General features: G+C 66.5%; 17 protein-coding genes. 14 read left to right on the top strand and 3 right to left on the bottom strand.

Features of this window, described 5'->3' with window-relative positions; translation table 11 throughout:
• Positions 1 to 962 precede the first annotated feature (962 nt).
• The 7 genes from KVT32_RS26430 to KVT32_RS26460 all read left to right on the top strand — a co-directional run bounded on the left by KVT32_RS26430 (position 963) and on the right by KVT32_RS26460 (position 8,789).
• The gene (locus tag KVT32_RS26430; protein WP_152383306.1) at positions 963 to 3,314 is read left to right on the top strand and encodes a bifunctional salicylyl-CoA 5-hydroxylase/oxidoreductase; all 2,352 of its coding nucleotides are present in this window, start codon (positions 963 to 965) and stop codon (positions 3,312 to 3,314) included.
• Positions 3,311 to 4,102, top strand: a complete 792-nt coding sequence (locus tag KVT32_RS26435; RefSeq protein ID WP_062841619.1) for an SDR family NAD(P)-dependent oxidoreductase — start codon at positions 3,311 to 3,313, stop codon at positions 4,100 to 4,102. The genes KVT32_RS26430 and KVT32_RS26435 overlap by 4 nt, the downstream gene beginning before the upstream one ends.
• A gap of 42 nt (positions 4,103 to 4,144) precedes the next feature.
• Positions 4,145 to 5,002 (top strand): enoyl-CoA hydratase family protein, encoded by an 858-nt coding sequence (locus tag KVT32_RS26440; RefSeq protein ID WP_062841618.1) that lies wholly within the window; start codon positions 4,145 to 4,147, stop codon positions 5,000 to 5,002.
• 2 nt (positions 5,003 to 5,004) lie between these two features.
• Positions 5,005 to 6,174: an acyl-CoA dehydrogenase family protein gene (locus KVT32_RS26445; RefSeq protein WP_217619064.1), complete on the top strand. Its 1,170-nt coding sequence runs from the start codon at positions 5,005 to 5,007 to the stop codon at positions 6,172 to 6,174.
• Positions 6,175 to 6,238: 64 nt separating this feature from the next.
• The gene (locus KVT32_RS26450) at positions 6,239 to 7,879 is read left to right on the top strand and encodes an AMP-binding protein (RefSeq protein ID WP_175157439.1); all 1,641 of its coding nucleotides are present in this window, start codon (positions 6,239 to 6,241) and stop codon (positions 7,877 to 7,879) included.
• Between the two features lie 27 nt (positions 7,880 to 7,906).
• Complete coding sequence (locus KVT32_RS26455) at positions 7,907 to 8,332, top strand: thioesterase family protein (protein ID WP_062841615.1); 426 nt, start codon at positions 7,907 to 7,909, stop codon at positions 8,330 to 8,332.
• Between the two features lie 49 nt (positions 8,333 to 8,381).
• A complete protein-coding gene (locus tag KVT32_RS26460) occupies positions 8,382 to 8,789 on the top strand; it encodes a RidA family protein (protein WP_175236276.1) in 408 nt (135 codons plus the stop codon).
• Between the two features lie 542 nt (positions 8,790 to 9,331).
• On the opposite strand, the gene KVT32_RS26465 is transcribed toward KVT32_RS26460, so the two are convergent.
• The gene (locus tag KVT32_RS26465) at positions 9,332 to 10,318 is read right to left on the bottom strand and encodes an AraC family transcriptional regulator (RefSeq protein ID WP_152383310.1); all 987 of its coding nucleotides are present in this window, start codon (positions 10,316 to 10,318) and stop codon (positions 9,332 to 9,334) included.
• Between the two features lie 291 nt (positions 10,319 to 10,609).
• Here KVT32_RS26465 and KVT32_RS26470 point away from each other — a divergent pair, with 291 nt between their 5' ends.
• Genes KVT32_RS26470 through KVT32_RS26495 form a run of 6 tightly spaced genes read left to right on the top strand, consistent with a single transcriptional unit; the run spans position 10,610 to position 16,398 of the window.
• Positions 10,610 to 11,800 carry an ABC transporter substrate-binding protein gene (locus tag KVT32_RS26470; RefSeq protein ID WP_152383311.1) on the top strand — a complete coding sequence of 397 codons (1,191 nt, stop codon included), beginning with the start codon at positions 10,610 to 10,612 and terminating at the stop codon, positions 11,798 to 11,800.
• Between the two features lie 31 nt (positions 11,801 to 11,831).
• Positions 11,832 to 13,076: a dienelactone hydrolase family protein gene (locus tag KVT32_RS26475; RefSeq protein ID WP_056327439.1), complete on the top strand. Its 1,245-nt coding sequence runs from the start codon at positions 11,832 to 11,834 to the stop codon at positions 13,074 to 13,076.
• A 9-nt stretch (positions 13,077 to 13,085) separates the two neighbouring features.
• Complete coding sequence (locus KVT32_RS26480; protein ID WP_217619065.1) at positions 13,086 to 14,435, top strand: aromatic ring-hydroxylating dioxygenase subunit alpha; 1,350 nt, start codon at positions 13,086 to 13,088, stop codon at positions 14,433 to 14,435.
• A complete protein-coding gene (locus KVT32_RS26485; RefSeq protein ID WP_128829871.1) occupies positions 14,426 to 14,959 on the top strand; it encodes an aromatic-ring-hydroxylating dioxygenase subunit beta in 534 nt (177 codons plus the stop codon). The genes KVT32_RS26480 and KVT32_RS26485 overlap by 10 nt, the downstream gene beginning before the upstream one ends.
• Positions 14,959 to 15,567, top strand: coding sequence for a cysteine hydrolase family protein (locus tag KVT32_RS26490; RefSeq protein ID WP_217619066.1), 609 nt, complete (start codon positions 14,959 to 14,961; stop codon positions 15,565 to 15,567). The genes KVT32_RS26485 and KVT32_RS26490 overlap by 1 nt, the downstream gene beginning before the upstream one ends.
• 12 nt (positions 15,568 to 15,579) lie before the next feature.
• On the top strand, positions 15,580 to 16,398 hold the full coding sequence (locus KVT32_RS26495; protein ID WP_152383314.1) for an SDR family oxidoreductase: 819 nt from the start codon (positions 15,580 to 15,582) through the stop codon (positions 16,396 to 16,398).
• On the opposite strand, the gene KVT32_RS26500 is transcribed toward KVT32_RS26495, so the two are convergent.
• Entirely contained in the window at positions 16,395 to 18,143 is a 1,749-nt protein-coding gene (locus KVT32_RS26500; RefSeq protein WP_217619067.1) for a DUF342 domain-containing protein, read from the bottom strand. The two genes, KVT32_RS26495 and KVT32_RS26500, sit on opposite strands and share 4 nt — an antisense overlap.
• A gap of 272 nt (positions 18,144 to 18,415) precedes the next feature.
• Between KVT32_RS26500 and KVT32_RS26505 the strand changes: the two genes are divergently transcribed.
• Positions 18,416 to 19,159 (top strand): lytic transglycosylase domain-containing protein, encoded by a 744-nt coding sequence (locus KVT32_RS26505; protein WP_152383315.1) that lies wholly within the window; start codon positions 18,416 to 18,418, stop codon positions 19,157 to 19,159.
• A 33-nt stretch (positions 19,160 to 19,192) separates the two neighbouring features.
• Here KVT32_RS26505 and hemL read toward each other — a convergent pair whose 3' ends face one another.
• Positions 19,193 to 20,470 carry a glutamate-1-semialdehyde 2,1-aminomutase gene (gene hemL, locus KVT32_RS26510; protein ID WP_056327425.1) on the bottom strand — a complete coding sequence of 426 codons (1,278 nt, stop codon included), beginning with the start codon at positions 20,468 to 20,470 and terminating at the stop codon, positions 19,193 to 19,195.

A 20,470-nucleotide genomic window follows, 5' to 3' on the forward strand; every position in this document is an offset into this window, starting at 1 on the left:
GTGGATTTATCCATTGGACACCTCCTTCAAGTATTGTCTACTTTTACGAGTGTCCGGAAAACCCGGGTTAGCTCAGTCAGACACCGTCAGGGACGTAGACGGCGTCTTGCGGCGTGATGATGACGCTTCGCGAGTAGGTGGCGCTTTGGTGTCTGACACCCACATAGACGGGCTACAAGCTTGAAAGGTGCTTCTTGGGTGTCAGACACCCATCCTGGCGAAGGCGCTCGTTCGTGGCAGGTGTCAGTCACCACCAAGTGGTCCGTCACTAATCATCAATTGAACTCAAGTCTCCGATGGGCGGCGCGCGTGCCGACCGTCAAGCTGTAGCAGCCCGTCGCCGCGCGCCGCCCATCACCGCCTCCCCCCAAGTGATGCTGGAGCCTTAGCACCCCAATCCCCGCCGGCGCGCAAGCGACCACCGCCTCGACGCCCCACACCGCGTATGCCGATCGTGGCCGCCCGCGCGGCCGCGATTCGGCGGGCCCCGCAAGACTCTTCCCCGACCATGGCTCTAGCAGCGTCCCAACCCGGCACATCGCAGCTCCTCGGTGCGGGCGGCAGGGGCGCGAGCGCCGTCGATGCGCCCGAGGGAATCTGCAGGGAGCCGAAGGCGGACGAAGATGACGAGGGGGAAGTCCGGAGCGAAGGCTCCGGACCGCAATCGTGGGCGATCGTGCCCCTGCCGACCGCGCCGAGGGGCGGGAGCAGAACGCCAACACGCGAACTCAGGCCTACCGTCAAACCAGAGCCAACGTCAAACCCAGCTCAACTCCCCATCGCCACACCCCCTCCAGCCGTCCCCATTTCCCTCCCCATCCAGCATCCCTAAATACTTTCCCTCATTTGCACACCCACCACTTCCGATATATATTTCAAGCCTAAACTATCCAGACCTAAATATCTGCGGCTTCCGCTCCGGCACCAAGAGCGACTGTCGCGTACTTGGAGCGTATACGGCAATGAAGATAGTCTGCATCGGCGGCGGTCCCGCCGGCCTGTATTTCGGTCTGCTCATGAAACTGCAGAATCCCGCCAACGAAGTCACCGTCATCGAACGCAACCGTCCGTATGACACTTTTGGCTGGGGCGTGGTGTTCTCCGACGCCACCATGCAGAACCTGCGTGAGGCCGACCCGGTCTCGGCGCAAACCATTGGCGATGCATTCAACCATTGGGATGACATCGACATCCATTTCAAGGGACGCAGCATCCGCACCAGCGGTCACGGCTTCATCGGCATTGGCCGCAAGAAGCTTCTGAACATCCTGCAGGCGCGTTGCGAGGATGTTGGCGTCAAGCTTGTGTTCGAGAACTTCGTTCAGGATGATCAGGCCATCGCCCGCGAGTACGATGCCGACCTCGTCATTGCCTCGGACGGCATCAACAGTCAGATCCGCACCCGCTACGCGGACACGTTCCATCCCGATATCGATCAGCGCCGCTGCCGCTTCGTGTGGCTGGGCACGAAAAAGGTGTTCGACGCGTTCACCTTTGCCTTCGTGCAGACCGAGCACGGCTGGTTCCAGGCGCACGCTTACCGCTACGAAGATGGCATGTCCACGTTCATCGTGGAAACGCCCGAGGAAACCTGGCAAGCCGCCGGCATCGAGCAGATGAGCCAGGAAGAGGGCATTGCGTATTGCGAAAAGTTGTTCGCGCCCTGGCTGGATGGCAACAAGCTCATCAGCAACGCCTCGCACCTGCGCGGCTCGGCGATCTGGATCCGCTTCCCGCGGGTCATCTGCAATACGTGGGTCCATTGGAACGATCTGGAAACCGCGCGCGGCACGCGCCGGGTGCCGGTTGTGCTGATGGGCGATGCGGCGCACACCGCGCATTTTTCCATCGGCTCGGGCACCAAGCTGGCGCTGGAAGACGCGATTGAGCTGGCGCGCTGCCTGAGCGGCGCGGAAGGCAGCGTGGAGGCGGGCCTGCATCACTACGAGGAAGTGCGCAGCGTCGAGGTGTTGAAGATCCAGAACGCGGCGCGCAATTCCACTGAATGGTTTGAAAACGTCGAGCGTTACGCCGAACTGGAACCGGAGCAATTCGCCTATTCGCTGCTGACCCGTTCGCAGCGCATCTCGCACGAGAACCTGCGTCTGCGCGACCCGGCCTGGCTGGAAGGATTTGAACGCTGGATCGCCGAACGCGCCGGCGCCGCCACGCCCGAGGGCCGGCGTCCGGCCATTCCGATGTTGACGCCGTATCAGGTGCGCGGCGTGCGGCTGAAGAACCGGATCCTGGTGTCGCCGATGGCCATGTACTCGTGCACGGACGGGGTGCCGGGCGATTTCCACCTGGTTCACCTGGGCGCGCGCGCCATGGGCGGGGCGGGGCTGGTGATGGTGGAGATGACCTGCGTGTCGCCGGACGGCCGCATCACCCCGGGGTGCCCGGGCCTGTGGAACGACGAGCAGCAGCAGGCGTTTGCCCGCATCGTGAATTTCGTGCACAGCAACAGCGATGCGCGTATCGGCATGCAGTTGGGTCACGCGGGCCGCAAGGGGTCGACGCAGCTGGGCTGGCAGAAGATCGATCATCCGCTGGCCGAAGGCAACTGGCCGCTGGTCTCGGCGTCGGCGCTGCCGTACATCGAAGGCGTGTCGCAGACGCCGCGCGCCATGACGCGCGAGGACATGGATCAGGTGCGCGACAACTTCGTGGCGGCCGCGCGCCGCGCGGCGGCGGCCGGGTTCGACTGGCTGGAGCTGCACTGCGCGCACGGTTACCTGTTGTCCAGCTTCATTTCGCCGCTGACGAACCAGCGCGAAGACGAATACGGCGGCAGCCTGGAAAACCGCCTGCGCTTCCCGCTGGAGGTTTTCCATGCGGTGCGCGCGGTGTGGCCGGAAGATAAGCCGATGTCGGTGCGGATCTCGGCCAGCGACTGGGTGGAAGGCGGCATTACCGCGGACGACGCGGTCGAGATCGCGCGTCACTTCAAGGCGGCGGGCGCCGACATGATAGATTGCTCGTCCGGTCAGGTCAGCAAGGAAGAAAAGCCGGTGTACGGCCGCATGTTCCAGACGCCGTTTGCCGACCGCGTCCGCAACGAAGCGGGCATCCCCACGATTGCCGTGGGCGCCATCTTCGAGGCCGACCACGCCAACGGCATCATCGCCTCGGGCCGCGCGGACCTGTGCGCGCTGGCACGTCCCCATTTGGCTGACGCCTCCTGGACGCTGCGCGAAGCGGCGCGGGTGGGCTATGTTGATGTGGCGTGGCCAAGCCAGTATTTCGCGGGCAAGCGCCAGCTGGAAACCAACTTCGAACGCGCCGCCGCCATGGCGCAACTGGACATCAAATGAACGCACAACCGTTACCGCTTGCCGGGCGTCACGCCCTGGTGACGGGCGGCGCGCGCGGTATCGGCCTGGCCAGCGCACGGTCGCTGCTGCAGCGCGGCGCGCGCGTCACGCTGCTGGGCCGCGACGGCGGCGCGCTGGATGCCGCGACCGACGAACTGGCCCGGCTGGGTCAGGTGCAGGCGGTCAGCGCCGACATCGCCGACGAGGCGTCGGTGCGCGCGGCCTTCGCGCAGGCCGAGACCGAGTTCGGGCCGGTGCTGGTGCTGGTGAACAACGCGGGCCAGGCGGTCAGCCAGCGGTTTGACCGCACGGACGCGGCGCTGTGGAACCAGATGCTGGCTGTCAACCTGACCGGCACGTTCCACTGCATCCAGGCCGCGCTGCCGGGCATGCTGCAGGAAAAGTGGGGCCGCGTCATTAACGTGGCCAGCACGGCAGGCCTGATCGGCTATGGGTATGTAAGTGCCTACTGCGCCGCCAAGCACGGTGTGATCGGGCTGACCCGGTCGCTGGCGCTGGAAACGGCGCAAAAGGGCGTGACGGTCAATGCTGTGTGCCCCGGCTACACCGAGACCGACATCGTGCGCGGTGCGGTCGCCAACATCGTTGAAAAGACCGGCATGACGCCGGACGCCGCTCGCCTGAAGCTGGCCGAGCGCAACCCGCAGGGCCGCCTGGTGCAGCCCGAGGAAGTGGCCGAAACGGTCGCGTGGCTGGCCCTGCCGGCCTCCGCCTCCATCAACGGCCAGGCGATCGCCGTCGACGGCGGCGAAGTGATGACCGGCTGAGTCCGGCGCCCCAACCATCCAGCATTCACGAACGGAGACACCATGAGCACCCAGCCCGAAGAACACACCATGAAGCATCACAAGCGTCCCATCGCCGGTTACCAGGCGAAGACGTTCCTGTGGCAGGTGTCGGACGACGGCAAGGTCGGCACCATCACGCTGAACCGTCCCGAGCGCAAGAACCCGCTGACGTTCGATTCGTACGCGGAACTGCGCGATTTCTTCCGGTCGCTGGTGTATGCCACCGACGTCAAGGTGGTGGTGGTGACGGGCGCGGGCGGCAATTTCTGCTCGGGCGGCGACGTGCACGAGATCATCGGCCCGCTCACGAAGATGAGCATGCCGGAACTGCTGGACTTCACGCGCATGACGGGTGATCTGGTCAAGGCGATGCGGGCGTGCCCGCAGCCCATCGTGGCGGCGGTGGACGGCGTGTGCGCCGGCGCGGGCGCGATGGTGGCGCTGGCCTCGGACATGCGGTTGGGCACGCCGGCGGCGCGCACCGCGTTCCTCTTCACCCGTGTGGGTCTGGCGGGCGCCGACATGGGCGCGTGCACGCTGCTGCCGCGCATGATCGGCCAGGGCCGCGCTTCCGAGCTGCTGTACACGGGCCGCGCGATGACGGCGGACGAGGGCGCAAGCTGGGGCTTTTTCAATGCGCTGCACGAGTCCGGCAAGCTGCTGGAAGCGGCGCAGACGCTGGCCGCGCAGCTGGCCGCGGGTCCGACCTTCGCGCACGGCGTGACCAAGAAGCTGCTGCATCAGGAATGGAACATGGGCGTGGACGAAGCCATCGAGGCCGAAGCCGAGGCGCAGGCCATCTGCATGCAGACGCGCGATTTCCATCGCGCCTACGAGGCCTTCGTGGCCAAGCAAAAGCCTGTCTTCGAGGGGAATTGACGATGCGCGACGCAAGCTGGCTGGACTGGCCCTTTTTCGACGACGCGCATCGCAAGCTGGCGCATGAGGTCGACGCCTGGTGCGAGCAATCGCTGGGCGACGTGGACCATCACGATGCGGACGCAGCGTGCCGGAAGCTGGTCAAGGCCATGGGCCAGGCCGGCTGGCTGCGGTATGCGGTGGCGGGCGGCCCGGGCGGGGCCTGGGGCGGCGCGCTGCCCGAGGTCGATTCGCGCGCGGTGTGCATCCTGCGCGAGACCTTTGCCCGCCATGAAGGGCTTGCGGACTTTGCGTTTGCGATGCAGGGGCTGGGCAGCGGCGCGATTTCGCTGATGGGTTCGGATGCGCTGCGTCAGCATTATTTGCCGCGCGTGGCGCGCGGCGAGGCGATTGCGGCCTTCGCGCTGTCCGAACCCGACGCGGGCTCGGACGTGGCGGCGCTGGCGTGCGAGGCCAAGCTGGACGGCGACCATTACGTGCTGAACGGCGCCAAGACGTGGATCTCCAACGGCGGCATTGCGGACTTCTACTGCGTTTTTGCGCGCACGGGCGAAGCGCCGGGGGCGCGCGGCATCAGCGCGTTCGTGGTGGACGCGGATACGCCGGGGTTCGAGGTGTCTGAGCGCATAGACCTGATTGCGCCGCACCCGCTGGCGACGATCACGTTCGATAACTGCCGCGTGCCGGCCACGCACCGGCTGGGCGAGGCGGGGCAGGGATTCAAGCTGGCCATGATGACGCTGGATATCTTCCGCGCATCGGTGGCGGCGGCGGCGCTGGGCTTTGCACGCCGGGCGCTGGATGAAGGATTGGCGCGCGCCAAGACGCGCCGCATGTTCGGCCAGACGCTGGCCGACCTGCAACTGACGCAAGCCGCGTTGGGCGACATGGCGACCGCCATCGATGCCTCGGCGCTGCTGACGTACCGCGCCGCGTGGATGCGCGACGTGCAGAAGCTGCGCACCACGCGCGAAGCCGCGATGGCCAAGATGACGGCCACCGAGTCGGCGCAGACCGTGATCGACCGGGCCTTGCAGATGTTCGGCGGCGCGGGCGTGGTGTCGGGGATGCCGGTGGAGAAGCTTTACAGGGAAATCAGAGCGCTGCGTATCTACGAAGGCGCCACGGAAGTTCAAAAGTTGATCATCGCCCGTGAACTGCTGAAGGCGTAAAGGGGCCATCGAGCGCCTGCCTTTTGCAACGTAAACCGCATCGCACTAGCCAAGGGGAATTTTCATGGAAGTATCCGCCCACATCGACACCTTCGCCCGGGACAACTTGCCCCCCGGCGAACAATGGCCTGAGTTCCTGCTGGACGGCCCCGACGTGGCCTATCCGAAGCGTTTCAATTGCGCGGTGGAATTGGTGGACGCCATGGTCGGGCGCGGCCACGGCGACCGCGTGGCCTTGCGCTGGCGCCAGGACGGCAAGCCGGCGTCGATGACCTATCGCGAACTGGCGGCGCTGACCAACCGCATCGCGCATGTGCTGACCGAGGACATGAAGCTGGTGCCGGGCAATCGCCTGCTGTTGCGCGGGCCGAACAATCCGATGATGGCGGCGTCGTGGCTGGCCGCGATCAAGGCGGGCCTGGTGACGGTGCCGACGATGCCGCTGCTGCGTTCCAAGGAACTGAAGCAGATCATCGAGAAGGCGCAGATCCAGGCAGTGCTGTGCGACGTGCGCCTGAAGGACGAGGCGCAGTTCTGCGCGCAGCCGGACCACGAGAACCATTGCCCGGGCCTGGCGCAGGTCATGTATTTCAATGACACGGCAGCCGATGCGCTGGATTCGCTGGCCGCCGGCAAGCCGGATACGTTCGAGGCCTGCGATACGGCGGCGGACGATGTGTGCCTGATTGCGTTCACCAGCGGCACGACGGGCGCGCCCAAGGGCTGCATGCATTTTCATCGCGACGTGCTGGCGATGTGCGATCTGTTCCCCAAGCATGTGATCAAGCCGGGGCCGGACGACATTTTCTGCGGCACGCCGCCGCTGGCGTTCACGTTCGGCCTGGGCGGGCTGCTGTGCTTTCCGCTGCGGGTGGGCGCCAGCACGGTGCTGGCCGAAAAGCTGTCGCCGGAGAGCCTTCTGGAACTGATCCAGGAATTCCGCGCGACGATCGTGTTCACGGCGCCGACCTTCTACCGGCAGATGGCGGCGCTGGTGGGAAAGTTCGATCTGTCTTCGCTGAAGAAGAGCGTGTCGGCGGGCGAGGCGCTGCCGGATGCGACGCGCCAGCTCTGGAAGGATGCGACGGGGATCGAGATGATCGACGGCATCGGGGGCACGGAGATGATCCACGTGTTCGTGTCGAGTCCGCCGGAGTCGGTGCGCCGCGGCGCAATCGGCCGCGTGGTGCCGGGCTATGTGGCGCAGATCGTGGACGACGAGATGAAGCCGGTGCCCAATGGCACGGTGGGCCGCCTGGCGATCAAGGGGCCGACCGGCTGCCGTTATCTGGCGGATGATCGCCAGCGCCGCTTTGTGCAGAACGGCTGGAATCTGCCGGGCGATACGTTCGTGCAGGACGACGACGGCTATCTGTTCTATCAGGCGCGCAACGACGACATGATCGTGTCGGCGGGCTACAACATCGCGGGCCCGGAAGTCGAGGACGCGCTGCTGCGCCATGAGGCGGTGGCGGAATGCGGGGTGGTGGGCGCGATGGATGACGAGCGCGGGCAGGTGGTGAAGGCGTTCGTGGTGCTCAAGCCGGGCTTTGCGCCCAGCGCGGAACTGGTGACGGCGATGCAGACGTTCGTGAAGGCGAACATTGCGCCCTACAAGTACCCGCGCGCGATCGAGTTCGTGGATGCGTTGCCGCGCACGGAAACCGGCAAGCTGCAGCGCTTTGCGCTGCGCAAGATGGCATAAGCAGGCAATCGGCAACAAGGAAACATCATGGCAGCACCCTTCGTGAGTCAGGTAGAAGTCCGCTTCCGGCATTGCGACCCGGCGGGCATCGTGTTCTATCCGCGCTATTTCGAGATGATCAATGATTTCGTCGAGGAGTGGTTCGACAAGGGAATGGGGCTGCCATTTCATGCGCTGCACGTGGAGCGGCACATCGGCACGCCGATGGCGTCGGTGACGTGCGATTTCAGCGCGCCAAGCCGCTGGCACGAAAAGCTTCGTCAGACGCTTTCGGTGCAACGCATCGGCGGGGCGTCGTTCAAGGCGCTGGTGCGTTTTGAAGGGCCTGACGGGCAGTTGCGGTTGTCGGCGACGCTGACGATCGTGACGGTGGATCTGCGGACGATGAAGTCGATGCCGCTGCCCGCGGATCTGCGGGAACGCATGCAGGATTATCTGGCAACCGCGGCATAAGCGGGCGCCACCCTGTGGTTTGTTTATTTGATCAATAGGATGAGACGTTATGAAGATTCTGCAACCGCCGGATTGGATGGCGCCCCGGGGCTATTCGAATGGTGTGCTGACCGAGATGCAGGTGGGCAGCAAGCTGGTGTTCGTAGGCGGACAGGTGGGCTGGAACGGGCAGCAGCAGTTCGAGTCCGATGACTTCGCGGACCAGGTGCGTCAGGCGCTGCTGAACATCGTGCAGATCCTGGCCGAGGGCGGGGCGAAGCCGGAACATATCGTGCGGATGACGTGGTATGTGACCGACAAGAAGGAATACGTGGCGGCTTATCCGGGCATCGGCAAGCACTACCGGGAGTTGATCGGCCGGCATTTCCCGGCGATGACGGCGGTGGAGGTTGCCGATCTGGTGGAGGATCGCGCGAAGGTCGAGATTGAAGTGACTGCGGTGGTGCCTGCGCAGTAACGCGTTAATCGGCTTGACGGTGTACCGAAGGTTCGCCGCTTTTGCTGCCCGGCCGGCACCGGGGGGCTGGAGCGGCGGGCCTTTGGTGCTTTTGGCTGCGGTTTTATTTGGTCTTTTGGCGGGGTTTTGCTGGGGCCGGTGTCTGACACCTTCATGATGCCTCGGTGCCGTTCTTAAGACGCCCGGCGCGTCGTCGGCCTGGGGCGCGCGGGGCTACGATTGCGGTCCGGAGCCTTCGCTCCGGACTCCCCCTTCGTCATCTTCGTCCAGGCCTTCGGCCTTCCCTTCAGATTCCCTCGGGCGCATCTACACGCCCCGCGCACCCCAGGCCGCCGCCACGCCGGGCTCGGGTGAATTCAGCTTGGCGGGCGCTGGGGAGGGCGGCGTTCTTGAGGTTATTGCCTGCGGTGGCTTCGGTATGAAGCATCTTGCGTTGCCCGCCCCACTGCGGCCGCGCGGGCGGCCTGGTGGGGCTTACGCGGTGTCTTGCGGCTGGCGGGTGCGCTGCGCGCTCGCGGCTTGCGTTGCTTCAGCGGTCCACCTCATCCCGCCGCGCGCCGCGTTTCTCTCGGCAGTTCTCCAAATCGCTCCCGGTAATACTCCGAAAACCTGCCCAAGTGCCCAAACCCCACGCTTAGCGCCACCTCCGTGACGCTCGCGTCCGGCTGGGTCTTCAGCCGTGTTCTCGCCGCGTCCAGCCGGAAGGCGCGCAGCGCATTCATCGGCGTGGTGTTCCGGTGTTCCTGGAACAGCCGCGTGAGCGCGGTGGCGCTGGCGCCGGCGTGGCGGGCGATGGCGTTCAGGGTCAGGGGGGCGCCCAGGCGTTCGCGCATGTAGGTCTCGGCGATGCTGAGGCGGCGCGGGACGGTGTTGGGCTGGCCTGCGTGGGTTTGCCAGGTGTTGGGCTGGTTGTAGAGCAGGTGCAGGACCAGGGTGTCTTCCAGGTGCTCCAGCCACGCGGCGGGTGGGCGGCGGGCGCCGTCGTCCAGGGTGGGAAGCAGGTGGATGAGGCTGGTCATCATGCTGCGCCAGGCGGCGCCGATGGGGGTGTCCAGGCGCAGAGCGGGGGTGAAGTCCAGGGGGCCTGCGGCGGCGTCGCCGAAGGCGCGTTGGCCCATGGCTTCCAGTTTGCCTCTTGGGATCTTGAGCAGCAGTTGTTCGCAGCCGGCCTCCCAGTGCAGGCGCAGGCGGCGGTTGGGGGCGATGACGGCGGCGCAGTCGGGGTCGGCGTTGACGCCTTCGTCGCCGCATTCGATGCGGGCGCGGCCGCGCAGCGGCACCTGGACCAGCATGAAGTCCTGCAGGCGGTCGGGTTCGATGTGGACTTCGGCGCCGTAGCGCAACGTACAGACGGTCAGCGAGCCGAATCGGCCCCGGTTCAGCTCCGCATCGACGCGTCCGCCTTTCCAGGTGAGGCGGTGGTCCTTCAGGGCTTCGGACACGCGCGCGCGGGTCTCATCCTGTTGCGTGGAGCTGAAGACGCGCCGTTGCAACAAGGGCGCCAGCTCGATTCGGGACCAGCCGTGCATGGAAGCCTCCGGGACGGGACCGATCCCGTATCTGGAGGCAGCGTAATGTAATCGGGCCGCATTGGGAATTAAGTGAATCCCGGATAAGGGTGGCGGTATTCGGATAGAGCTGGGGTGGACGCGGCCCTAATCTTGCCGGGAGGCGCCGTGCAGGGTGGTTGGCGCCTGTTGGAATGCAGACGCCGCGGCGCGTAAGCTGGGCGACTTGGATCGGCGGCATGCGTGTACCGACGGCAGACGGGTTCTGTCAGCTTTCCGCCAGCGCGGCTGGCGGCGAATACGGGGTGGCACATGAATCGAAATCGATGGAGCCGGCGCGCGCTGGCGGCGCTGGTTTGCGTGGGGGCGGTGGCGGGCGCGGCGGGTGCGGCGTCGGCAGCGGACAAGGTGAAGGTGGGGCTGCTGACCACGCTGTCGGGGCCGGGCGCGGCGTTGGGCAACGAGATCCGGGACGGCTTCAATCTGGCGCTGCAGCATACGGGCGGCAAGCTGGGCGGGCTGACGGCGGAAGTGGTGGTGGCCGATGACCAGCAGAAGGCGGATACGGGGCGTCAGGCGGTGGAACGGCTGCTCAAGCGCGACCGGGTGAACGTGATGACGGGCATCGTGTTCTCGAATGTGCTGCTGCCGGTGATGCCGGCGATCCTGCAGTCGGACACGATCTATCTGAGCACGAACACGGGGCCCGAGAATTACGCGGGCGCGGGCTGTAATCCGAATTTCTTCGCGGTGGCCTGGCAGAACGAGGACATCCCGGCGGCGATGGGCAAGTACGCGGCCGACCAGGGCTACAAGCGCGTGGCGCTGATCGCGCCGGACTATCCGGGCGGACGCGAGTCGCTGAACGGGTTCAAGCGGCTGTACAAGGGCGGCGTGGCAGAGGAAATCTATACGCAGCTCGGTCAGCTGGACTATGGCGTGGAGATCACGCAGCTGCGCGCCAGCAAGCCCGATGCGGTGTTCTTCTTTTTGCCGGGCGGCATGGGCGTGAATTTCATCAAGCAGTTCAATGGGGCGGGCCTGTCCAAGGACATCGCGTTGCTGGCGCCGGGCTTTTCGGGTGACGAGGACACGATCGCGGCGGTGGGCGCGCCGATCAAGGGCCTGCGCAACACGGCGCAATGGGCGGCAGAACTCGACAACCCCGCCAACCGCAAGTTCGTCGAGGATTTCAAGAAGACATACAACCGCAGCCCGTCGCTGTATGCATCGCAGGGCTATGACGCGGCAATGCTGCTGGACAGCGCGGTGCGCCAGACGGGCGGCAAGCTGGATGCCGAGTCGCTGCGGCCGGCGCTGCGCCGCGCGGACTTCAAGTCGGTGCGGGGCGATTTCAAGTTCAACCGCAACCAGTATCCGGTGCAGAACTATTACCTGCGCGTGGTCGAGGCGGACGCCAGCGGCAAGCTGTCGAACAAGCTGTCGGGCACGGTGCTGACCCAATACCAGGATCCCTTTGCCGCCGCGTGCCAGATGAAGTAGGCCGCCGGGCATCGCAACACAGGAGATACGCATGACAGAACGCATTTCGACGCGCGAGGTGACGATCGCCTCGCACGATGGCAAGTCCTTTGGCGCCTATCTGGCGGTGCCGGCTTCGGGCCGCGGGCCGGGCCTGGTGCTGTGCCAGGAGATTTTCGGGGTCAACGATTTCATGCGGCGCAGCGCGCAGCTGCTGGCCGAGGAAGGGTATGTGGTGCTGGTGCCGGATCTGTTCTGGCGCCAGCAGCCCGGCATCCAGTTGACGGACGGCCCGGCCGACATGCCGCGTGCCTTCGAGCTGTACAAGGGCTTTGACGTGGATGAGGGCATCAAGGACATCGCGTCGACACTCGCGGCGCTGCGCGATTTGCCCGAGCAGGAGGGCGGGGCGGGCGTGCTGGGCTATTGCCTGGGCGGCAAACTGGCCTATCTTGCCGCCTGCCGCACCGATGCGGATGTGGCGGTGGGTTACTACGGCGTGGGCATCGAGGACAGCCTGGAGGAAGCCGCCAATCTGCGTGGCCGTCTGGTGCTGCACATTGCGGAGCAGGACGGCTTCTGTCCGCCCGAGGCGCGCGCGCGCATCCTGGAAGCGCTGGGCGGCAAGCCGGGCGTGGAGCTGTACGTGTACCCGGGCGTGGACCACGCGTTTGCGCGCACGGGCGGCGATCACTACGACAAGCCGTCGGCGTTGATGGCGCACCAGCGCAGCATGGCGGCGCTGCAGCGCACGATCGGGCCGGAATTTGATTATTCGTATCTGTGGGACAAGCATTGCGAATATGAATTCGGCACGCGCGACGTGGCCGCAACGATGGCGACGATGGTGGCCGAACCCTACGTGAACCACATTCCGACGATGACAGGCGGCGTGGGCCACAAGGAGCTGTCGCGCTTCTACCAGCATCATTTCGTGAACAGCAACCCGCCGGACACGCGGCTGGTGCCGCTGTCGCGCACGGTGGGCGCCACGCAGATCGTGGATGAACTGCTGTTCTGCTTTACCCACACGACCGAGATCGACTGGATGCTGCCGGGCGTCGCACCCACGGGTAAGTACGTGGAGATCCCGCTGGTGGCCATCGTGAAGTTCCGCGGCGACAAGCTCTATCACGAGCACATCTATTGGGATCAGGCCAGCGTGCTGGTTCAGGTGGGCCTTCTGGACCCCAAGGGCCTGCCGACGGCCGGGCGCGAGACGGCGGCCAAGCTGCTGGACGAGACGCTGCCTTCCAACACGCTGATGGCGCGCTGGAAGGACAGCGAGAACAAGTAGGGAGACGACATGCCTTATACCGACGAACAACTTGCGGCCCTGGTGCGCGGCGACAGCGTGCATCGGGACCTGTACACGGATCCGGCCATCTTCGATCTGGAGATGCAGCGCATCTACGGCCGTGCCTGGATTTACGTGGGCCACGAAAGCCAGGTGCCCAAGACGGGCGACTATCACACCACGCGGCTGGGCGATCAGGACGTGCTGATGGTGCGCGCCGCCGACGGCCGCGTGCATGTGCTGTACAACCGCTGCCCGCACAAGGGCGCGAAGGTGGTGGCCGACGGCGAAGGCTGTGCCGGCAAGTTCTTCCGCTGTCCGTATCACGCCTGGACGTTTAAGCTGGACGGCAGCCATCTGGGCGTGCCGCTCAAGCAGGGCCTGGAAGGCACCTCGTACGACCCGGCGGATCCGTCGTTCTCGATGCGCCGCCTGCCGCGGGTGGAGAGCTACCGCGGCTTCGTGTTCGCCAGCCAGGCGGCCGACGGGCAGGCGCTGGTGGACTTCCTGGGGGGCGTGCGCTCGTCGATCGACAACCTGTGCGACCGTTCGCCCGTGGGCGAAGTGGAAGTGGCAGGCGGCGTCTTCCGCGTGATGCAGCGGTCGAACTGGAAGGTCTTCTACGAGAACCTGCACGACACGATGCACGCGCGGGTCACGCATGAGTCGTCGTATGCGGCGGCGCGCGACGAGGCCAAGGAAATCGGCGAGATGCCGCTGGAACTGCACATCATGGACGGCAACGGCGAGCCCTACGAGTTCTGGGAAAAGCTGGAGCTGCGCGCCTACGACAACGGCCACGGCTACATGGAGGGCATCTTCAATCCGGGCGCGGCCGAGCGCGATCCCGTGTCGCGCGCGCACTTCGAGTCGCTGACCGCCGCCTATGGCGAACAGCGCGCCCGCGAGATCCTGGGCATGAACCGCCACAACACGGTGATCTACGGCAGCGGCTCGCCTCACACGGTGTTCCAGCAGTTCCGCGTGATCCGGCCAGTGGCCGTGGACCGCACGCTGATCGAGATCCAGACGTTCCGCTGCAAGGGCGCGCCGGACGGCGTGTTCAAGCGCGCGATGCTGTATGCCAACGTGATCAATTCGCCGTCGTCCAACGTCATGCCGGACGACATCGAGCTCTACAACCGCTGCCAGGAAGGCAACGCGACGCGGGGCGGCGACTGGGTCAGCATGCACCGCTATCACGGCACCGACCGCGTCGACGCCGACGGCATGGTGTCCGTGAACGGCACCAGCGAATTGCCCATGCGCAACCAGTTCCGCGCATGGAAAGCCTACATGGAGGCTGGCGCAGGCAATGGCGCCGCTGCCGCGGCCAAGGGAGACGGCGCATGCTGCTAGATCTGGATTTCGATGTCGGCACCGCGAACCTTGCGCCCGCCGACGTGCCCGCCGATGCCTATCACCGCATCGCCCAGTTCCTGTACCGCGAGGCGCGGCTGCTGGACGAACGGCGCTATGACGACTGGCAGGCGCTGTGGACCGAAGACGGCATGTACTGGATGCCGCGCAAGCCGGGCCAGGAAAGCCCGTACGACTACATCTCGTTGTTCTGGGAGGACCGCATGCTGCGCGATGTGCGCATCCGGCGCCTGGAACATCCGCGCAACTGGTCCCAGCAGCCGCCCACGCGCACTGTGCGGCTGGTGGGCGGCGTGCAGGTCGAGGGGGTGGATGCCGGCGGCAACCTGGTCGTGCATTCCGTTTTTCAGATGACCGAATGGCGCAAGCGCCAGCCGCGGCAGCTGGCAGGCCGCTACACCCACAAGCTGGCCGCCGAGGGCGATGGCTGGCGCATCCGCATGAAGCGCGTGGACCTCGTCAATTGCGACGATGCGCATGATGCGTTCGAGGTGTTCGTGTGATGAGCGCGGACGTGGCGGTGCTGGCGCTGCACTATCAGAACGATGTGCTGCATCCGGATGGCAAGATCCGCGTCGGGCTGGATGCCGACAGCGGGGCGCGCCAGCGCCTGCTGGACAACGCCGCCGCCTTGCTGGAAGGCGCGCGCTCGCATGCGCTGCCCATCGTGCACGTGCGCATCGCGTTCCGGCCGGACTACGCGGACCTGCTGCCCAACTGCGATATCTTCCGCAACGTGGCCAGGATCGGGGCGGTGCCGGAAGGGCAGTGGGGCAGCGCGTTCTATGACGGGCTGCAGCCGCTGGCGGGCAGCACGCGCGAGTTCGTGGTCAAGCACACGCGCATCAGCGCGTTCTATGGCACGCCGCTGGAGGAAACCCTGCGGCTGCTGGGCACGCGCCGGCTGGTGGTGGCCGGCGTGGCGACGCATTCGGTGGTGGAAGGCACGGTGCGTCATGCCGCCGATATCGGCTTTTCGGTCATGGTGGCCGAAGATGCTTGCGCGTCAGCCGACCCGGCGGTGCACGCGGCGTCGCTGGCCAGCATGCGGCTGATCGCGCAGACGGCGCCGGTGGCCGACGCGGTGCGCTGGGCCGCCGCGCCCAACTGACAAGGAACACACATGGACTTTTCAGGTTTCCCGGGCCTGGCGGGCAAGACCGCCATCGTCACCGGCAGCACCCAGGGGCTGGGCGCGGACATCGCGCGCGGCTTTGCCGCGGCGGGCGCCAACGTCGTGCTGGTCGGCCGCAATGCCGAGGCCGGCGAGGCGCTGGCGCGGGCGCTGGGCGAACGCGCGCTGTTCTGCGAAACCGATATCGGCCAGGATGCGCAGATCCAGGCTTGCATCGATGCCGCGCTGGCGCGCTTTGGCCGGCTCGATTTCCTGGTCAACAATGCCTGCCAGTATGCGGACCGCGGGCTGGCGTCGACCCGCGAGGAGTGGCATCGCACGCTGGATACGAATCTGGTGTCGGCGGCCATCTTCACGCAGATGGCGGCGGCGCATCTGCCGCGCGGCGGCGTGGTGGTGAACCTGGGCAGCACGGGCGGAAAATTCGGTGCGGCCGGGCGGGCGCTGTACCCGGCCTCCAAAGCCGCGCTGCTGCAGATCACCAAGAATTTCGCGGTGGAACTGGCGCCGTCGGGCGTGCGCGTGCTGGCGGTGTCGCCGGCCTGGACGTGGTCCCCGTCGGTGGAACAGTTGTCAGGCGGATCCCGCCAGGCGGCCGATGCCGTGGGCGCGCATTTTCACCCGCTGGGCCGCGTGGGCTCCGGCGAAGAGATCGCCGCGGCGGTGTGTTTTGCGTGTTCGGACGCGGCATCGTGGATGACCGGCGTCGACATTCCGGTGGACGGCGGCTTCTCGGTCCTGGGCCCGGACCGCGGCATCTCGCCGCGCGTGTGGTTCAAGGAACTGATGCCGGACGACGGCGCCTAGCGAATAACGATCTCGCCTTCTTCCAGCCCGGCCTTGCCGCCCACCTGGTCTTCCAGGAACTCCTGCATCTTGTTGCCCAGCTGGATCTTCGTGCCGCTACAGAAGCGGCGCGTGGCGGCGATGGTGGCGTTCTGTTGGGGCAGCAGGTCGCGCGCCAGCTGGGCCTCTTCGGTTTCCAGGCCGGCCAGATCGCCGATGAGCTTGGTGTGCGTGTTGCGCGCGCGCTCGACCACGTCGCCCGTGGCCCGTTGCGGATTGGCCTGCAGGAACATCAGCAGCTGCTCCAGCTTGGCCTTTTCCTCGTTCATCTTCAGGCGCTTGCGGGTCAGCGCCGAACGCTTGATGTCCGCGTGCGGATCCAGGCCTGCCTGCACCAGCGTCGGAATGCCTGCCGGCGAGCCGATGGTGCCGGCGCGCACCGCCAGCAGGGCGCGGGTTTCGCCGCCCGTGATGGCGCTTTGCTGCGTGTTGGGCGGCCCGACATTCACGCTGCCGCCGGCGGCAATGCTGCATTGACGGATCTCGCGCTCGACGTCGATGTCCTGGCCCGCGCTGATGACGGCGTTCTCGATGAATTTGGCGCGCAGTGTGCCGCCGCAGACGATGTGCGCGGTGCGCGCCGCGGCCGTGGCGTCGTGCACGGTTTCGGCCATGCCGATGATGCCGCCCTTGACGGTGACGCTGCCGCCGGCCTCGACCAGCGCGGCCTCGATGGTGCCGTTGACGACCACGTCGCCGGTGACGCGCACTTCCATCGTGGCGGCAATGTCGCCGCGCACTTGCAGGGAGCCTTCGAAGTTGATGTTGCCGGTGGACAGGTTGACGGCGTCCACCTCCACCATCGGATTGACCTGCACGCCATGGGTGATGATTGTCGGCGTGCCGGCGATGGCCGCGCGCAGCAGCAGAGGATTCTCGGGATCGACTTCGACGCCGGACAACTCCTTGGAGAACGGCGTGTCGGGCAGCTCTTCGGGCATCACCGGCTCGCCGAGCACGTTGGTGCCGTCCACGCCGGGCAGCGGCGGAATGCGGCGCATGAGCGGCGTGCCCGGCGACACGAGCAAGAGGCTGCCCAGGTCCCGGTAATCCACCTGGGCCAGTTCGTCGATGTCTTCGGCGCGCGGCTTCAGGCGGTCGAGCAGGCTCTCGAAGCGGGTGGGTGTGCCGCGCGTAGGCGGCGTGCCTTGCGCGGCCAGGATGGTCTCGGCACGCCCAAGCGCCACGGCCTCGGCCAGCGCGCTGTCCAGCACGCCGTGCACGATGCCCTGGTCGGCGAGCGCCTGGCGGACCGCTTCCAGCGTGACGGGCTTGCCGCCCTTGGGCGGGTGCAGCGTCAGGGTTGCCGCCATGCGGGTCGCGTTCAGTTCGATGTCGAAGCTGCCGTCAACCACTTGGCCGACGGGGCTCTGCACGGGTTCGGCGGCCGTGCGGCACAGGTCGATGAAGGCGAGGATGGCGTGGTTGTCGAGCGCCTCGGCGCCCCAACCCTGCGCGGCAGCGGCGGCGACCAGGGCGTCCCAGGTCGGCAGGTCCGGGTTGATGAGCGGGGCGTCGGCGTCATCGGCGAGGGCGACGCTGGTGTCCTGGTCGTCCGGCTGTTCGCCGCCCTCTTGAGAGGTGGGCGCCGCGGCAGGCGCGGGCGCGGCCTCGGAGGGTTCCGGACGGGGTGGCGGCGTGTAGACCGCCGTCAGGACGTTGGTGTCGGCATCCAGCACCAGCTGGAGCATGTTTTCTGCGCCCATTTCACCCTCTCTCCGGTTCCGGCACGAACGGCCGGTTCAATCATTTGGTAATTGAACGAAATATTACGTCATATTCATTGCAAGGACGATCTTTACCGGCCTGAAACACGCAAAATTTATCGTCCGCATGGCCTAGTCATGTCCCCGATTTTCCCTGGGAAACCAGCGGCTTGCCGCGATGTAGATCATCGGCAGGAAAGACAGGACCGGGATGGTGCAAGCAGCATTAGGGCTCGCCAACGCGTCTCAGGACGCCGCCGGAGCCCCGTCCCATGTCCCAACCGCCCACTTCCATTCTTTCGGCCACGCGCGCCATCCTGGCGCGCGCCGGCGGGATGGCGGCGCTGGCGACGGGTGCTCTGGCGCTGGCGGCCGCAGCGCCGGTCCAGGCCGCCGATACCTACCGCTACAAGGACCCGTTCGGGGTATGGCGCACGATGAAAGTGCCCACCGGCACCGGTAAATACTACAAGCGGGCGCAGGCACGGACGGCGGGACGCGCCAGCGTCGAAGCCCTGTGCCTGACCTGTGAGCCCGAGGCGGGCGACGGCGCGCGCCGGGTGACCCGGGCCGCGGCCGAACCGCCCTTGCGCTGGAGCACGGTCAAGCCCACGACCAAGCACGACAACCTGATCGCCCGCGCCGCGCTGGATTCCGGCGTCGACCAGGCGTTGCTGACTGCGGTCATTGCCATCGAATCGGGGTTTCGCAGCGATGCCCGCTCGCCCAAGGGCGCGCTGGGACTGATGCAGTTGATGCCGGCGACGGCCGCGCCGTTGCTGTCGGTGGACGACGTGGAACGCGCGCTGGTGGATCCAGCGACCAACGTGCAGGCCGGATCGCGCCATTTGCGCCGGCTGATCGACCGGTATCCGGGCCGTCTGGATCTGGCGCTGGCCGCGTACAACGCGGGCGAGGGCGCCGTGCGCAAGTACGACGCCGTGCCGCCCTACGCCGAAACCCAGGCTTATGTGAAGAATGTGACGGCCTTGTACGAGCAGTACAAGGCGCCTTGAAGGGAGCGGGCGCCAGGCCCGCTCCGAAGACGTTTACAGCCCCGCGAAAACCTTTTCCGCGATATCCAGCGTGGCCTGGATCACGGCGTCGTCGTGGGTGGCCGACACGAAGCCCGCTTCGAAGGCGGACGGCGCAAAATGCACGCCGTGGTCCAGCATGGCATGGAAGAAGCGGTTGAATGCCGCCGTGTCGCATGCGGAGACCTGCGCGAACGAGGCCGGGATGCTGTCGCTGAAATAGATGCCGAACATGCCGCCCACCGAATCCGCCGAGAACGGCAGGCCGGCCTTGCGCGCGCGTTCTTGCAGGCCCTGCGCCAGCTTGGCGGTCTGGGCCGACAGGTTTTCGTAGAAGCCCGGGGCGCCGATCAGGCGCAGCGTGGCCAGACCCGCGGCCACGGCCACCGGGTTGCCCGACAGCGTGCCGGCCTGGTAGACGCCGCCCAGCGGCGCGATGTGCTTCATGACTTCGGCGCTGCCGCCAAAGGCCCCCACCGGCATGCCGCCGCCGATCACCTTGGCCAGCGTGGTGATGTCGGGCTTGACGCCGGTCAGGCCCTGCACTCCTTGCGGTCCGACGCGAAAGCCCGTCATGACTTCGTCGAAGATCAACAGCGCGCCGTGCTGCGAGCAGACTTCGCGCAGACCTTCCAGGAAGCCGGGCGCCGGCTTGATGAGGTTCATGTTTCCGGCGACCGGCTCCACGATGATGCAGGCGATGTCGGCGCCGTGCTGCGCGAAGGCTTCGCGCACGGCATCCAGGTTGTTGTATTCCAGGGTCAGCGTGTGCGAGACGAACTCAGGCGGCACGCCGGCCGAGCTGGGATTGCCGAAGGTCAGCAGCCCCGATCCTGCCTTGACCAGCAGGCTGTCCGAATGGCCGTGATAGCAGCCTTCGAACTTGACGATCTTGGCGCGGCCGGTGGCGCCCCGTGCCAGACGGATGGCCGTCATGGTGGCTTCGGTGCCCGAGCTGACCAGGCGCACCTGTTCCAGCGACGGCAGGCGCGAGATCAGCACTTCGGCCAGTTCGATTTCCGCTTCGGTCGGCGCGCCGAACGACAGGCCGTTGACGGCGGCTTCCTGTACAGCGCGCACCACTTCCGGGTGCGAGTGGCCCAGGATGGCCGGGCCCCAGGAGCCCACGTAATCGATGTACTGCTTGTCTTCCGCGTCCCACACGTACGGACCCTGCGCGCGCTTGATGAAGCGCGGCGTGCCGCCCACGGAGCGGAAGGCGCGCACCGGCGAATTGACGCCGCCGGGGATGCTGCGGCAGGCGCGGTCGAAAAGCTGAGCGTTACTGGACAT

The sequence above is a fragment of the Achromobacter sp. GbtcB20 genome (assembly GCF_019091095.1).
In the GTDB taxonomy this organism is placed as follows: Bacteria; Pseudomonadota; Gammaproteobacteria; order Burkholderiales; family Burkholderiaceae_B; genus Achromobacter; species Achromobacter mucicolens.

Bases quoted from the DNA above. Each gene is read 5' to 3' on its own strand.
- KVT32_RS26495 (WP_152383314.1), top strand. From the start codon at position 15,580: ATGGACTTTTCAGGTTTCCCGGGCCTGGCGGGCAAGACCGCCATCGTC.
- KVT32_RS26475 (WP_056327439.1), top strand. From the start codon at position 11,832: ATGACAGAACGCATTTCGACGCGCGAGGTGACGATCGCCTCGCACGAT.
- KVT32_RS26460 (WP_175236276.1), top strand. From the start codon at position 8,382: ATGAAGATTCTGCAACCGCCGGATTGGATGGCGCCCCGGGGCTATTCG.
- KVT32_RS26435 (WP_062841619.1), top strand. From the start codon at position 3,311: ATGAACGCACAACCGTTACCGCTTGCCGGGCGTCACGCCCTGGTGACG.
- KVT32_RS26470 (WP_152383311.1), top strand. From the start codon at position 10,610: ATGAATCGAAATCGATGGAGCCGGCGCGCGCTGGCGGCGCTGGTTTGC.
- KVT32_RS26455 (WP_062841615.1), top strand. From the start codon at position 7,907: ATGGCAGCACCCTTCGTGAGTCAGGTAGAAGTCCGCTTCCGGCATTGC.
- hemL (WP_056327425.1), bottom strand. From the start codon at position 20,470: ATGTCCAGTAACGCTCAGCTTTTCGACCGCGCCTGCCGCAGCATCCCC.
- KVT32_RS26485 (WP_128829871.1), top strand. From the start codon at position 14,426: ATGCTGCTAGATCTGGATTTCGATGTCGGCACCGCGAACCTTGCGCCC.
- KVT32_RS26430 (WP_152383306.1), top strand. From the start codon at position 963: ATGAAGATAGTCTGCATCGGCGGCGGTCCCGCCGGCCTGTATTTCGGT.
- KVT32_RS26480 (WP_217619065.1), top strand. From the start codon at position 13,086: ATGCCTTATACCGACGAACAACTTGCGGCCCTGGTGCGCGGCGACAGC.
- KVT32_RS26440 (WP_062841618.1), top strand. From the start codon at position 4,145: ATGAGCACCCAGCCCGAAGAACACACCATGAAGCATCACAAGCGTCCC.
- KVT32_RS26490 (WP_217619066.1), top strand. From the start codon at position 14,959: ATGAGCGCGGACGTGGCGGTGCTGGCGCTGCACTATCAGAACGATGTG.
- KVT32_RS26465 (WP_152383310.1), bottom strand. From the start codon at position 10,318: ATGCACGGCTGGTCCCGAATCGAGCTGGCGCCCTTGTTGCAACGGCGC.
- KVT32_RS26505 (WP_152383315.1), top strand. From the start codon at position 18,416: ATGTCCCAACCGCCCACTTCCATTCTTTCGGCCACGCGCGCCATCCTG.
- KVT32_RS26450 (WP_175157439.1), top strand. From the start codon at position 6,239: ATGGAAGTATCCGCCCACATCGACACCTTCGCCCGGGACAACTTGCCC.
- KVT32_RS26445 (WP_217619064.1), top strand. From the start codon at position 5,005: ATGCGCGACGCAAGCTGGCTGGACTGGCCCTTTTTCGACGACGCGCAT.
- KVT32_RS26500 (WP_217619067.1), bottom strand. From the start codon at position 18,143: ATGGGCGCAGAAAACATGCTCCAGCTGGTGCTGGATGCCGACACCAAC.